Origin of the sequence: Bacillus pumilus (assembly GCF_003431975.1) — a bacterium.
In the GTDB taxonomy this organism is placed as follows: Bacteria; Bacillota; Bacilli; order Bacillales; family Bacillaceae; genus Bacillus; species Bacillus pumilus_N.
In genome coordinates, this window is record NZ_CP027116.1 from 1153940 (window position 1) to 1167957 (window position 14018).

A 14018-nucleotide genomic window follows, 5' to 3' on the forward strand; every position below is an offset into this window, starting at 1 on the left:
ATGTATCGTACCATAAGAAGGTAAGTGTAAAAATTTAATCTTCCCATCAAAAAAGGACCTCCAATTTCGGAGGTCCTGCATTAATGAACGTTAAAATATCGAGCTTCAGGATGAGAAACGACAATTGCTGAAACAGATGCTTCAGGTTCCATCATGAAACCTTCTGTCAGATGGATGCCAATTTTTTCAGGCTGAAGCAGCTTGAATAGCTTTTCTTGGTCTTCAAGGTTTGGACAAGCTGGATAACCAAAGGAATAGCGCTGTCCTTGATATTTTGCCTGAAATCGTTTTTCCATTGTGAAATCTACTGGGTCAGGGAATCCCCATTTGTCACGAATCACTTGGTGGGTTCTTTCGGCTAATCCTTCTGCTAGCTCCAGCGCTAGAGCTTGGACCGCGTGCATTTTTAAATAATCTCCTTCTTGCTTAAATTGCTGCGCAACTTCACGTATACGCGCTCCGGCTGTGACAGCAAATAAGGCAATATAATCTTTCTCCTTTTTACCGCTTCTCCGAACATAATCAGAAATGGATCGATACGGAAGCTTTTCCTGCCTTGGGAATTGGAATGTTTCAATGATACGGTCAGGCGCTTCGGGATCATAAATATGCAGATCATTTCCGTGTGAATGAGCAGGATAAAATTGATACACAAATGCAGGTGCAAACCAGTTTTTCTCTCTGCCTTCGTTTAGAAGATCTGTGATAAGCTGCTTTAATTCCAATGCTTTTGGATGCTGTTGCGCTAATAGCTTTTTGACCTTCCCTTTTAATCCGAGGTGGTGGCCGATGAGCATTTGTTCATTCACATAAGGCATAATATGATGCAAATCGATATCCCGCACATAATGACGTGACGTATTCTCTGGCGTGAAAATGGGTGCCTGCGGGAGAGCCGCACGTTTTTCTAGTAATTCAATGACAGCTTTCGGCTGCTTCGCTTCTTTCTCTTTGAAAGGCGCTGCTGTCTCTTCGTCGGGCTTTGTTTGAAACTGAAGAGGGTTTGCTTTTAACTCATTGGCTAAAGATAAGCCGTCCATGGCATCTTTGGCATAAAGAACCGGTCCGTCATAATGAGGCGAAATCTTCATTTTTGTAAATTTCCGAGAAAGTGCAGCTCCGCCGACCAAAATAGGAACGGAAATATGCGCTTTTTGTAAGTCCTGAGCGGTGAGCACCATTTGCTGTGCTGATTTCACAAGTAATCCTGATAATCCAATCATATCTGGCTTTTCCTTTTGCACAGCTTCGATCAATGTTTGCGGTGTCACCTTGATTCCGAGGTCGACCACTTGAAAGCCGTTATTACTCAAAATGATGTCGACAAGGTTTTTCCCAATATCATGGACATCTCCTTTTACAGTGGCAAGTAGAATTTTGCCTTTTCCGCTTGCATGCTGCTTTTCCATATATTGCTCCAGATACGATACAGAAGCCTTCATGACCTCTGCCGATTGAAGTACCTCCGCCACAATCAGTTCGTTTTGATTAAAAAGCCGTCCAACCTCAGCCATTCCCTTCATTAACGGACCATTGATGATATGAAGCGGTGATTCAAATTGCTTTAGAGCTAGGGATAAATCATCGATAAGACCTTCTTTTGTTCCTTCGATGACGTAGAGCGCTAGCCTTTCATCAAGTGATAAGGAGACCTTTGGTTTTTTCTCCGTTTTCTTTTTGCCGCGGTAAAATTGGGTGAATTCAGCAAGGGTTTGATCATTTGTTTCATAAAGCAGCGTTTCAGCCAGCTTGATTTCTTCCTTTGGAATGGAAGCGAAGCGTTCAAGCTTTTCCGTATTCACGATGGCGTAGTCAAGTCCTGCTTGGACGCAGTGATACAAATAGACAGCATTCAAAATTTCTCTACCAACAGGCGGGAGTCCGAAAGATACGTTGCTGATACCTAAAATCGTGAGGCAATCAGGCAAGGTTTCTTTGATCATGTTGATGCCTTTGATCGTTTCTTCGGCAGCGCCAATATACTGCTCGTCTCCAGTTCCTACTGGAAAAACGAGTGGATCAAAAATGATGTCACTTGCGGGAATTCCATATTTCTTCGTTAAGAGATCATGAGAACGTACGGCAATTTCGAGCTTTCGTTCTGCTGTTACAGCCATCCCTATTTCATCAATTGTGCCGACAACAAGTGCACCGCCATACAGCTTCACAAGAGGAAGAATTTCTTCAAACCGCTCTTCACCATCCTCGAGGTTAATGGAGTTGATGATGGCTTTCCCTTGAGAATACGTGAGCGCCTTTTCAATCACGTGTTTATCCGTTGAATCAATGACAAAAGGAGCTTTGACTTTTTTCATGGCTTCTTGTAAAAAACCTTCCATGTCCGCTGCCTCCTCGCGGTCTGGGTCAGCGAGACACACATCAATCACATGAGCACCGTTTTTCACCTGTGCACGAGCAATTTCTGACGCTTCTTCAAACCTTTGTTCCGCAATGAGCCGTTTGAATTTGCGTGAACCAATGACATTGGTCCGTTCTCCTACAAAAAGGGGGCGCATTGTTTCCTCATATATCAGGGGCTCTATTCCTGAGACGGTATGCTGAGAAGATTCATGAGCGATGTGGCGCGGCTGAAGCGCTTGTACTTCATCTGACAAAGCCTTAATATGTGCAGGTGTTGTTCCGCAGCAGCCGCCGACAATATTTAACCAGCCTTCCTTCGCAAAAGCGGCGATTTTTTTAGCGAGAGAAGCAGGGGATTCGTGATATTGACCTTCTTCATCTGGGAGACCAGCATTTGGATAGCAGCTTACTGCTGACTTGGCGATGGAGGAGAGCGTGCGGATATGGTCTGTCATAAATTCAGGACCAGTCGCACAGTTAAGGCCGACACTAATGGGTTTCATATGCTCAAGAGAGATATAAAAGGCTTCAATATCTTGACCAGCAAGGGTAGTGCCCATTGGTTCAATTGTACCTGATACCATGAGTGGTAATTGAATGCCTGTCTGCTGGAAGGCTTCCTGAATGCCTTTGAATCCGGCTTTTACATTCAGCATGTCTTGGCTTGTTTCTAAAAGAAGGGCATCGCATTTTCCATCAATCAGGGCGCGTGCCTGCTCTTCATAATTTGCGACGAGTTCACTGAAGGTTGTGCCGCCTGTCACAGATAATGTTTTCGTAGTCGGACCCATTGCGCCTACAACAAATCGAGGCTGCTCTGGCGTGGAAAAACGGTCAGCTTCATTCCTTGCCAGCTGTGCAGCCTGTACATTGAGTTCATAGGCAAGGTGGCCAAGACCGTATTCATCAAGGACGAGCCTTGTAGCCCCGAACGTATTCGTTTCAATGAGATCGGCATTTGCCTCAAGGTATTGCCTATGGATCGTGCGGATGATGTGAGGGGCTGTCACATTCAAATACTCGTTACAGCCCTCATACTCTTCTCCGCCAAAGTCTTCTGCTGTGAGGTCGGCATTTTGAATCATGGTCCCCATTGCACCATCAAGGACGAGGATGCGTTTCTTAAGCTGTTCAGTGATAGTTGACATGAGTGTTTGACTCCTTTTCTTTCTGGTGGATGTAGGTGGTCAGTTCTGCTGTTAAATCTGATCGAAGGAAAGGGGTAATTAAATAAATGCCATTAAACAATTCACAGGCTGTATCTAATAAAGAGCGGGCGATGGCTAAGCCTTCTGCTCGCTGCTTTTCTTTATCCTCGCCAGCCTTGGCCATAATGTCACGGATGGAATCAGATAATTTGATGCCCGGAATTTCATGATGAATAAACTCCGCATTTCGGCTGCTTGTTAACGGCATAATGCCAATATAAATCGGTTTATCCAAATGGCGGCTCTCTTCATGAATTTTCACAAGCTGTTCCTCAGAATAAACAGGCTGTGAAATAAAATAATCAGCACCGTATTCGATTTTTTTCTCAAGACGTTTGACCGCTTTGTCAATGTGACGAACATTCGGATTAAACGCACCAGCTACAGAAAAATTGGTCTTTTTACCAAGCGGCTTCCCTGAGAAAGAAAGGCCTTCGTTAAACTGTTTGATCAGCCGGATCAAATCAAAGGAGGTTAAATCATAGACCGACGTAGCACCTGGAAAATCCCCAATCTTAGATGGATCGCCTGTGATGGCTAAAATATCAGTTAAACCAAGGGTGTCAAGACCCATCAAATGGGACTGAAGCCCAATCAAATTACGATCACGGCACGTGATATGGACAAGGGAGCGCATATCAAGCTGCTGTTTTAATAATGCGCCGCACGCCACATTGCTAATGCGCGGGGTCGCAAGAGAATTATCAGCTAATGTTAAGGCATCAATGCCTGCATTCTTTAATTCATTTGCAGCGACGAGAAATTTTTCAAAGTTTAGCTTCTTCGGCGGATCAAGCTCTACAATAATTGTCCGTTTTTTCATAGCGAGCTCATCAAGGCCTGGTTCAGTACGCTGATCTTGGATTGAAATGATTTCTTCTTTTAACACTTTCACTTCTTTTTCAGTGATTGGTGCTAAATCCTTGACCGCTTCAGCCATTGCATGAATATGCTGGGGGGTTGTTCCGCAGCAGCCACCGATAATACGGGCGCCTTGATTTCGAAATTCCAGTGCACTTTTTCGGAAATAATCGTTATCTGTATCATAGACGAGTCTGCCTTCTTCAAGAGAGGGGAGACTGCTGTTAGGATAGACAGATAAATGAGAATTTTCTAAAAGTGGTACGCCTTCGAGTGCCTGAATCATATGGTAAGGACCCAGCCTACAGTTAATCCCGACGACATCTGCACCGAGAGAGGACAATTCAGACAAACCATCCTTCAGCGGGGTTCCATCCTGCAATACACCTTGTTCATGCATAGAGACGTTCATGACAATCGGGAGAGGTGTTTCTTTGCGTGCTATTTGGAGAACGGCCTGCGCTTCTTCCATGTCATAGTACGTTTCAAGCAATAATCCGTCAGGCTGTTCATTTAATAGAATGTACAGCTGCTCTCTAAAGCTTCGTTTGATTTCTTCAATCGTGTAGGCATTTTTGTTAAATGTTCGAATGCCGCCGATCGTTCCGAGGACATAAGCGGAGCCTGCGGCTGCTTTTGCGATTTGTACCGCCTTTGTGTTAATGCGCTTCGTTTCTTCCTCTAAGCCGTAGCGGGATAGTTTAATATAATTCGCGCCGTACGTGTTTGTTTGGATGATGTCGGCACCAGCTTGCACATATGCCTCGTGTACGCGTTTCACTTCATCTTCTTTCGATAAATTTAATTCTTCAAAACAGCGGTCAATGCCGTAAGAGTATAAAAGTGTTCCCATGGCTCCGTCAGCAATCAGTACACGGTTTTGTAAGTCTTGTAATAGGCCCATTGGTTTCCTCCTTATTTCTATGTAACAAAAAAAGCCTTCTGATAAGAAGAAGACTTTTTGGCTGTATTGAAATTCTTCTCCTTATCTTCCAAGCAGTTGCTTGCTGGATTTAGCACCTTGGTCATAGAAACTATATTTCTACTACACCGGTTGCTGAGGCTTCACAGGGCCAGTCCCTCTGCCTCTCTTGATAAGAAAGCGATATGAACATGTCAATGAATTGAACTTCCATCAACTGTATCGAAAAAATCGGAAATAATCAATGGAAAATTTCAAATTTATCGAAAATTTATAAATTGAACGTCAATTGGTAAATCTGCCTTGCGCATGAGAGAAATAACCTCTTGTAAATCATCCTTATTTTTTCCTGTTACACGGACTTGGTCATCCTGAAACTGTGACTTCACTTTGATGCCGGATTGCTTAATGAGTGCGTTGATCTTTTTGGCGTTATCTTGATCAATTCCGCTAATCAGCTTCGCACGCTGGCGTACTGTTCCACCAAGGGCGTGCTCGGTTTTTCCGTAATCAATGTTTTTAGTTGGGACATTTCGTTTGATCAGCTTTGTTACAAGCACATCTTTTAATTGCTCCAGCTTGAAATCATCATCAGAGATGAGAACGAGCTCTTCTTTTTCAAGAGAAATATCACTTTTACTTCCTTTAAAATCATAGCGGTTTTTAATTTCTTTCAGCGCTGCTTGAACGGCGTTTTGTACCTCTGGCAGTTCAACCTTTGAAACAATGTCAAATGAGCTTTCTTTTGCCATAACATATGACCTCCATGTATAGATTATGGCGTCTATTTTATCATGCAATGAACAGAAGAAGAAATATTATCAGAGAGACGAATCAAAGAGTTCAGCCGGCAGCGGTATAAATCGAGTCCCGTTTGTCCACTTTAGCTAACAGAACTAGAGATGTTCATGTGAGGAGAAGTATAGTAGAATAAAGTGAATCAAAAGATGAACGAACGCTCTTTTATGGGCAGATAGGAAGGAAGAGAACATGAGACCAGGTGAGCAACTGACCTTGCAAATAGAGAACGAAATGGAATACGGCTATTTTTTAACAGATGGTGAAGATTCAGTCCTCTTGCACCGCAGTGAGATGACCGAAGATATTGGTGACCGAGAAGAAGTAGAGGTCTACTTATATGTAGATCATGAGGAAAGACTGGCCGCCACAATGAAAATTCCTACAATCAATGCGCATACATATGGCTGGGTAGAGGTTGTAGACGTGGTAGAAGACATGGGCGCATTTGTCGATGTCGGGCTATCAAAGGACGCACTTGTTGCAACAGAGCACCTTCCGCCTTTTGAGGAAGCATGGCCAAAAAAAGGAGACAAACTTTACTGTATGCTGAAAGTCACAAGTTACGGCAGAATGTTCGCAAAGCCCGCCACTGAAGATGTGATCAGTGAATTGTTTACTGAGGCACCTGAGACCTTAATGAACAAAGAAATCACTGGAACGATTTATCGCTTAATTGCGACAGGCTCCTTTATGCTGACAGATACAGGCGTACGTGGGTTTATCCACCGCACGGAACGAAAGGAAGAACCTAGATTAGGATCGACCGTGACAGGACGCGTGATTGCAGTGAAAGAGGATGGAACTGTGAACGTCTCTCTGCTCCCTAGAAAACAGGAAGCGTTATCTGTCGATGCAGAAGAAATTTTAACGTATATGAGAACGAGAAATGGCGCCATGCCTTATGGGGACAAAAGTGACCCAGAAGACATTCGCGAACGATTTCAAATGAGCAAGGCAGCCTTTAAACGAGCATTAGGTCATTTAATGAAAAATGACTTAGTTTACCAAAAAGAGGGCTGGACGTACGAGAAAAAGTGAACAGAGTGAAAGTAAACCCTGACTTCAAAGGTTTACCTATCTCACTGAAAAGAAGCAAAGGGATAAAATCATCATGATTTTATCCCTTTTTTTATTTTTGTGATAAATAATGGGTTTTTTCAGTGAAGAAAGTCATGAAAAAAGCTGAAAAACCTTCATTTTAACATTGAAACAACGCCTCTAAAATCCGATAAGAAAGGAGTAAGGATGATAAAAGGAGTGTGTTTTTGGATGAAAGTGAAAATGTCATTACTTCTGTTGGCAGCTATGCTTATGGTGCTCGCGGCATGCAGTAAACAGCAAGGGGGACCACCGGCATCAAATGCGAAGCATATTGGCGTTATGCTTACAGATGATGGTCTTGGTGATCAATCATTTAATGATTCATCGTTTAAAGGATTAGAAAAAGCACGTGATGACCTAGGGATTGAATTTGATTATAGAGAAATTGCAGAAACCGATACATATGAAAAAGGACTGACCGAGCTTGTAAAAGATGGCAATGATCTCGTCATCGGGGTAGGCTTCAGTATGCAGGAAGACTTAGAAAAAGTTGCAAAGAAATATCCGAAGAAGCAGTTCTTGCTCATCGATGCTGTATCTGAGCTGAAAAATGTGACTTCCGTGACGTTTAAAGAAGAGCAAGGGAGCTATTTAGCAGGCGCACTTGCTGCCATGACAACGAAAAGTGATGTCATTGGATTTGTTGGCGGTGTCGATGCGGATGTGATCCATCGCTTTGAAAATGGGTTCAAAAAAGGCGCTAAATCAGTGAATCCGAAAATCAAGATTTTATCCACCTATGCTGATACGTTTAGTGACGCAGGAAAAGGCAGTAAAATAGCGAAGGATATGATCAAAAAGAAAGCAGACGTTTTATATGCCGCAGCCGGCTATACAGGTGTCGGGGTATTAAAAGAAGCGCAAACACAGGGCAAATATGGCATTGGTGTAGACAGTGATCAGTACTATACCGCTGAAAAAGCAGTGATTTCCTCTATGGTGAAAAAAGTCGATGAAGTGGTCTATCAATTCAGTGAACAGCTCGTCAAAAACAATCAAATCAAAAACGGGCATGTTGTCTACGACTTAAGCAATGACGGAATCGATATGGCAAGAATTCGTGTGCTCAAAAACGCTGAAACATTGACCAAAAAAGTAAATGGTCTGAAGCAGACACTTCTGAAAGAAGAGGGGGACGCGTCATGAGCTTACGTATCAAAATTTTACTCAACTCACTCACCTCACTTCTTTTAGCAGTTGGCGTTATCGCCTTTATCATTGTCAGTATGACAAAGATCCAATCTTCAAATGAAACAGAAGTGCAAACCTTATTAAACGTTCAAAAAACAAAAGCAAGTTTTGAAAGTGTTGAACAAGCGATGACCAATTATTCGATGACACTTTCAGATGAACAGCTAGAAGTTGTTCAAGACGATATTTCTACAGCAAAAAAACAGCTGCAAACGTTAAACAAACATGCAGGAAATATGAACAAAGATGCACTAACAAGGTTAAATGCAAAATATGATACATGGACCCAAGAAGCGAATAATGCCATTGGTGAAAAAAATGCATCGGATGCAAGACGGGTCGCTGCCAGAATTGATGGTGTCTTAAACGACGTGCATACAATGAATAAAAGAGCAGAAGAAGCGTATCAACAAAATCAAAAAAATACAGCTGATAATGTGCAATGGATCATCACAAGTGCACTCGTCGCAGCCCTCACACTAATTGTCATTGCTGTCTTTTTAAATATTGGATTAATAAAATCCATCGTGACACCCATCAAATCGCTATCTTACCGGGCGAAGCAGATCGCAGCAGGCAACCTTGCTGTCGAGCGGATGGACATTCAGCGTAAGGATGAAATCGGCGGTTTGAACGAATCCTTTAATCAAATGACCGATCAACTGATTAGCCTGATTAAGGAAATTAGCCGTGTCTCGAGTCGAGTAGAGACATTTTCAATCCAATTAGACGATGAAAACAAAAAGCTGATGGAATCTGCCAATCAAGTGTCTGTCTCGACAGACGAAATGGCCAATGGGTCACAAGCCATATCAGAAGATCTTCAGCATGGCGTCAGTTTGATTGAAAAAATGGATCAGCATGGGCGTAAAAATTCCGAACGTTCCCAAACCGTCATCCAAAGTACGGAGGACGCCATAGAAGCAGTAGAAAGCGGAAAGCACACGTTAACAGAAACAAAAATGGCGATTGAAAAAAATACACATGCCACTAAACAAATCGAGCAGTCAGCAGGAGAATTCACGCAATACGCAAGCGGCATTTCGGCCATGGCCAAAACCGTTTCAGACATTGCGGACCAAACAAACCTCCTTTCGCTAAACGCGGCGATTGAAGCGGCAAGAGCAGGTGAAGCTGGAAAAGGCTTTGCCGTTGTAGCAGATGAGATTCGTAAACTTGCCGATGAATCATCTAACGCCACAAGACAAATCTTTGATATGGTCAGTCATATTGAAAGAGGCATTCAATCCATTAGTCAAACGGTTCAAGAAGGGGTCAAGCTCTCATTTCAGCAGCAGGATGCGATGGACAAGACCTCACACTCCTTTGAAAATATAGAAACAAAAGCGCAGCACATTAAACAAGAAATGGCTCTGTTAAATGATCAAATTGTTCAATCAACAGAGCTTGGCGGACAAGTGCTAAACTCAATTGAAAATATTAGTGCGGTTGTAGAAGAAACAGCAGCTGGCAGTGAAGAAATTTCTGCCTCTGCCAATGAACAGCTGCAATCGTTCCATCAAATGAACAAACAGGTAGAAGAATTGATGAGTATGACGGCAGAGTTAAATGAAACCGTCCATCGGTTTAAACTTTCATAAGAAGTAAGAAAAACACCCTTCCCGAGATGCGGGGAAGGGTGCTTTTTATGATGGCTTGCCTGTAAAAAAGATGGCAAGCGTGCCAGGACCTGAATGGGACCCAACAGCCGCACCGACGACCTGAATATCGATTTCCTTTGGGTGAAATTCGGCTTCAATCAATTGTCTCATGTCTTCTGCAAGGGCAGGATCATCACCATGACTAATGCCCACCGTTTGGTTCGGCCAATCTGTTCCACGTTCTTTCATTAATTCAATAATGCGTTTCAACAGCTTTTTACGTCCGCGGATTTTTTCAAGCGGTACGAGTTTTCCATCTTCGACGTGTAAAATGGGCTTAATGCTTAACAAACCGCCAACAAATGCGGACGCTTTACTGATTCTTCCGCCTCTTGCTAAATACGTTAAATCGTCTACAGTAAAAATATGTTGTAAAGATTCGCAAAAATGCTTTACAGACGTATCAATTTCTTGTATTGTATTTCCGTCAATGGCAAGTGACTGAGCGTGTTTGACGGCAAGTCCATAGCCGAGTGAAGCACATTTAGAATCAATGATTCGTAAATCAAAATCAGGGTATTCTTCCTTTACTTCATTTGCCATCATCACAGCAGTTTGATATGTACCTGAAAGCTCTGATGAAAAGGCAACATAAACGGCAGATGTATGGGTTTGTGCGGCAGTAACAAAGGCTTCTTTGATTCGATTTGGTGAAGCTTGTGACGTTTTTGGGCTGGCACCTTGTCTCATCGCATCGAATACTTGTTTTGGTTCAATGGTGATCAAATCTTCAAATTCCTGCTCGCCAAGCAATACACGGAGCGGAATGAGCGTTATGTTATGTTCATCATAATAAGAAAGAGGCAGATCAGCAGCACTGTCTGCTATGATATGAACAGTCATCAAAATCCCTTCTTTCTAAAAAAATCAGCCATAATTTACATCTTTTTAGCCTAACTATATCACAGAAATCATCTTTTCGTGTTCAAATTCTAAATTTTAGGGAAAACCATAGAGAGAATGGTAAGTGGAGGAATGACAATATGTTCATTGGAGAAGCAAAAAAACTCATTGTCGTCGTCATTGGTGCATTGCTCAATGCGATTGGACTGAATTTATTCTTAATCCCAGCTGATGTATATGCGAGCGGGTTTACAGGGGTTGCCCAGCTGTTATCCAGCTTAATGGATCAATATGCGCCATTTTATGTATCAACAGGGATTCTATTATTTATTTTAAATATTCCAGTCGGCATTTTAGGCTGGATGAAAGTGGGCCGTTCCTTTACGCTGTACAGCATCATCAGTGTTGCACTGACGACCATTTTCCTCGGCATCTTACCAGAAACAAGCGTTTCACAAGATATTTTACTAAATGCTGTGTTTGGCGGCGTGATATCTGCACTCGGAATTGGGATCACACTTAAATACGGAGCATCAACAGGCGGACTCGACATTCTTGCCATGATTTTAGCAAAGTGGAAGGATAAACCAGTCGGCACGTATTTCTTCATTTTAAATGGAATCATCATTTTTACAGCAGGATTATTACAAGGTTGGGAGAAAGCATTATATACCCTTGTCACATTATATGTGACCACAAGGGTCATTGATGCCATCCATACAAGACATGAGAAGCTGACCGCGATGATTGTGACGAAAAAAGCTGATGAAATCAAAGAAGCCATTTATGGAAAAATGGTCAGAGGTATTACGACTGTCCCTGCAAAAGGCGCTTTTACCAACGAGCCAAAAGAAATGATGGTGATCGTCATTACAAGGTATGAGCTGTATGAACTTGAACAAATTATTAAAGAAGTCGATCCAAAAGCCTTTACAAATATTGTGCAAACAACCAATATTCTTGGATTTTTCAGACGAGATTAAAAGGTGGGTAGCAAATGAAAAAAGGATTGGTGCTTTTTTTCGTTCTAATGATTTTAGCCGCTTGTGGACAACAAGAAAAGGATGAACCAGACAAGGAGGTATCCGGTCAAATGGGAGAAAAAACGGTTGTACTCACAGTAGACCCTATCCAGAAAGATTCTTCGGTTCAATTTAACATGTCAGTGAAAAATGAATCAAATCGAGATATTGAATTTACCTTTAACACAAGCCAAAAATTTGAGCTCAGCGTGTATGACGAGAACGGAAATGAACAATACCGCTATTCGAAAGACAGAATGTTTACACAGGCCATCCAATCTTTTGTACTGAAGAAAGGCGAAGCCTATGATTTTCAAGATACGTGGTCAAACGGTGTCAAGCCAGGAACGTACGAAGTGGTCGTCACATTTAAAGGAAAAGCAGAAGGGCTGAAACAAATCACGGAAAAGAAAACGTTCCAAGTGAAATAAGTGCTTTCAGCTTCATGAGAATCAGAAAAAGCTGTCCAGTAAATGGACAGCTTCAGCGTGTAGACAAACCCTCGCATTCGGTGTCAGTCCTGTGCGCTGGTGCTCACGAATGTCAAATTCGCTCCGCAAAAGTAGCTGTCCTTCCTAGACTTCAAAGGTTTTCTATCACGCTGAAAAGAAGACAAAGGGCTAAAATGAAGATCATTTTAGCCTTTGTCAACAATCTGAGGCTGTCCAGTAAATGGACAGCTTTTTTTGTGTTAGAGATCATCGAGCAAGTCTTGGAAGGTATGCAGCTGGTTTCTTTCTGCATCTGTTGAATTGGCAAAGGCAGAAGATACGGCATTTTTGGCTCGTTTGACCGCTTGTTGACGCTCTAACCCAGATGAAAATGAAGAAGTAAGGGCTTCTTCAGTAAATGATTTGGCTTGATCAAAAAGTTCGTTTCTCACAATGAACCTCCAGAAGCATCAGTCTTCATATTTCCCCTGTCCTCCGCAGCTTCTTCAAGCGTAGAACGATAAGGAAAACGTGCATCATGCAGACTGACTGAATCTTTACCTTGTTGTATAAAGCGTTTCGATTTGCTTCTTTTACCCATTCGGAATCCGCCCCTTTACACAAGCTGACAGGACAACCTGCCTAATGGTAGTATGCCCGCTTCCTTCGGTTATGTATGAATGGAAAAATTAAAGCGAGAAGTAATTCGTTAGAAACTTTGCAATTCCATCTTGTTCGTTCGTATCTGTGACTTCATTTGAAACGCGTTTCACGGCATCAATTCCGTTGCCCATCGCCACGCCACATCCAGCAAATTCAAGCATTTCTAAATCATTGTCTTCATCTCCGAACGCCACAATCCGCTCCTGTGGAACGCCGTAATAATCACTGATCTTTTGCAGTCCAACGGCCTTGTTCATACCTGTTTTAATGATCTCAATCACGTGCCACGGGGCCGCCCATCGCCGGTGATCAATCACTTCTGCATGAACATCTGATAAATAGCTTCGAATGGCTCCGACGTCCTCTTCTTTTGCATGAATTAACACGCTCGTTACATTTTCCCCAAGGTTGTCCCTAAGGTCTCCCACGGTGACTTTGTTTGCATTCATATTAAATATATCAATGAGCTTCTCATCATGATAATGGAAATACAAATCGTCTAACACTTCAGCTAACACATTGTGGACTTTATATTCCTCACTAATGTCTACAAGCTGTTTAACGACTTGAAGATCAAGTGATGTATGAAATCTGCCCCATTTTTCATCAAGAGGATGATGGACAAATGCTCCATTAAAATTCACGATGGGTGAATCAAGCTGTAATTGCTGATAATAAGGAGAGCTGGAACGAAATGGCCGGCCTGTTGAAATACAGACATGATGTCCGCTGTCTTTCACTTTTTGAATGACATCAAGCGTGTGCGCAGAAATGGTTTTATCATCTTTTAATAATGTGCCATCCAGGTCAAGTGCGATTAGATAAGGTTTAGTCTCCATAAAATCTCCTTTGATCTGTAAGTGATAGGAGGCAATTCGTGCGGCGCCTCTATCTATAGTGTATCTTTATCACATCTTTGTTGTCTACATGTTAAAATAAACAAAGACGGGAAT

At 42.4% G+C, this 14018-nt stretch carries 12 protein-coding genes and 1 riboswitch; of the genes, 5 read left to right on the forward strand and 7 right to left on the reverse strand.

Features of this window, described 5'->3' with window-relative positions; translation table 11 throughout:
- Positions 1–80: 80 nt before the first annotated feature.
- The 3 genes from metH to C5695_RS05800 all read right to left on the reverse strand — a co-directional run bounded on the left by metH (position 81) and on the right by C5695_RS05800 (position 6104).
- Complete coding sequence (gene metH / locus C5695_RS05790) at positions 81–3509, reverse strand: methionine synthase (protein ID WP_117729916.1); 3429 nt, start codon at positions 3507–3509, stop codon at positions 81–83.
- Complete coding sequence (locus C5695_RS05795; RefSeq protein WP_117729917.1) at positions 3493–5334, reverse strand: bifunctional homocysteine S-methyltransferase/methylenetetrahydrofolate reductase; 1842 nt, start codon at positions 5332–5334, stop codon at positions 3493–3495. Before C5695_RS05795 ends, metH begins: the two co-directional genes overlap by 17 nt.
- Before the next feature lie 78 nt (positions 5335–5412).
- A riboswitch (SAM riboswitch) is annotated at positions 5413–5531 on the reverse strand.
- A gap of 81 nt (positions 5532–5612) precedes the next feature.
- On the reverse strand, positions 5613–6104 hold the full coding sequence (locus tag C5695_RS05800; protein ID WP_012009527.1) for a YajQ family cyclic di-GMP-binding protein: 492 nt from the start codon (positions 6102–6104) through the stop codon (positions 5613–5615).
- Positions 6105–6342: 238 nt separating this feature from the next.
- Here C5695_RS05800 and C5695_RS05805 point away from each other — a divergent pair, with 238 nt between their 5' ends.
- The 3 genes from C5695_RS05805 to C5695_RS05815 all read left to right on the forward strand — a co-directional run bounded on the left by C5695_RS05805 (position 6343) and on the right by C5695_RS05815 (position 10046).
- Positions 6343–7191: a CvfB family protein gene (locus tag C5695_RS05805; RefSeq protein WP_117729918.1), complete on the forward strand. Its 849-nt coding sequence runs from the start codon at positions 6343–6345 to the stop codon at positions 7189–7191.
- A gap of 231 nt (positions 7192–7422) precedes the next feature.
- Positions 7423–8400 carry a BMP family lipoprotein gene (locus tag C5695_RS05810; protein WP_117729919.1) on the forward strand — a complete coding sequence of 326 codons (978 nt, stop codon included), beginning with the start codon at positions 7423–7425 and terminating at the stop codon, positions 8398–8400.
- Positions 8397–10046 carry a methyl-accepting chemotaxis protein gene (locus tag C5695_RS05815; protein ID WP_117729920.1) on the forward strand — a complete coding sequence of 550 codons (1650 nt, stop codon included), beginning with the start codon at positions 8397–8399 and terminating at the stop codon, positions 10044–10046. Before C5695_RS05810 ends, C5695_RS05815 begins: the two co-directional genes overlap by 4 nt.
- A gap of 45 nt (positions 10047–10091) precedes the next feature.
- On the opposite strand, the gene C5695_RS05820 is transcribed toward C5695_RS05815, so the two are convergent.
- Positions 10092–10949, reverse strand: coding sequence for a DegV family protein (locus tag C5695_RS05820; RefSeq protein WP_117729921.1), 858 nt, complete (start codon positions 10947–10949; stop codon positions 10092–10094).
- A 140-nt stretch (positions 10950–11089) separates the two neighbouring features.
- Between C5695_RS05820 and C5695_RS05825 the strand changes: the two genes are divergently transcribed.
- Positions 11090–11932, forward strand: a complete 843-nt coding sequence (locus C5695_RS05825) for a YitT family protein (RefSeq protein WP_117729922.1) — start codon at positions 11090–11092, stop codon at positions 11930–11932.
- A gap of 14 nt (positions 11933–11946) precedes the next feature.
- Positions 11947–12402, forward strand: coding sequence for a BsuPI-related putative proteinase inhibitor (locus tag C5695_RS05830; RefSeq protein ID WP_117729923.1), 456 nt, complete (start codon positions 11947–11949; stop codon positions 12400–12402).
- 260 nt (positions 12403–12662) lie between these two features.
- Here the strand turns inward: C5695_RS05830 and C5695_RS05840 are convergent, their stop codons facing one another.
- From C5695_RS05840 to C5695_RS05850, 3 genes are all read right to left on the reverse strand, one after another.
- Entirely contained in the window at positions 12663–12854 is a 192-nt protein-coding gene (locus tag C5695_RS05840; protein WP_024425070.1) for a DUF3813 domain-containing protein, read from the reverse strand.
- Complete coding sequence (locus C5695_RS05845) at positions 12851–13003, reverse strand: hypothetical protein (protein WP_008348539.1); 153 nt, start codon at positions 13001–13003, stop codon at positions 12851–12853. Before C5695_RS05845 ends, C5695_RS05840 begins: the two co-directional genes overlap by 4 nt.
- 88 nt (positions 13004–13091) lie before the next feature.
- Positions 13092–13904 (reverse strand): Cof-type HAD-IIB family hydrolase, encoded by an 813-nt coding sequence (locus C5695_RS05850; protein ID WP_117729925.1) that lies wholly within the window; start codon positions 13902–13904, stop codon positions 13092–13094.
- Between the last annotated feature and the right edge of the window lie 114 nt (positions 13905–14018).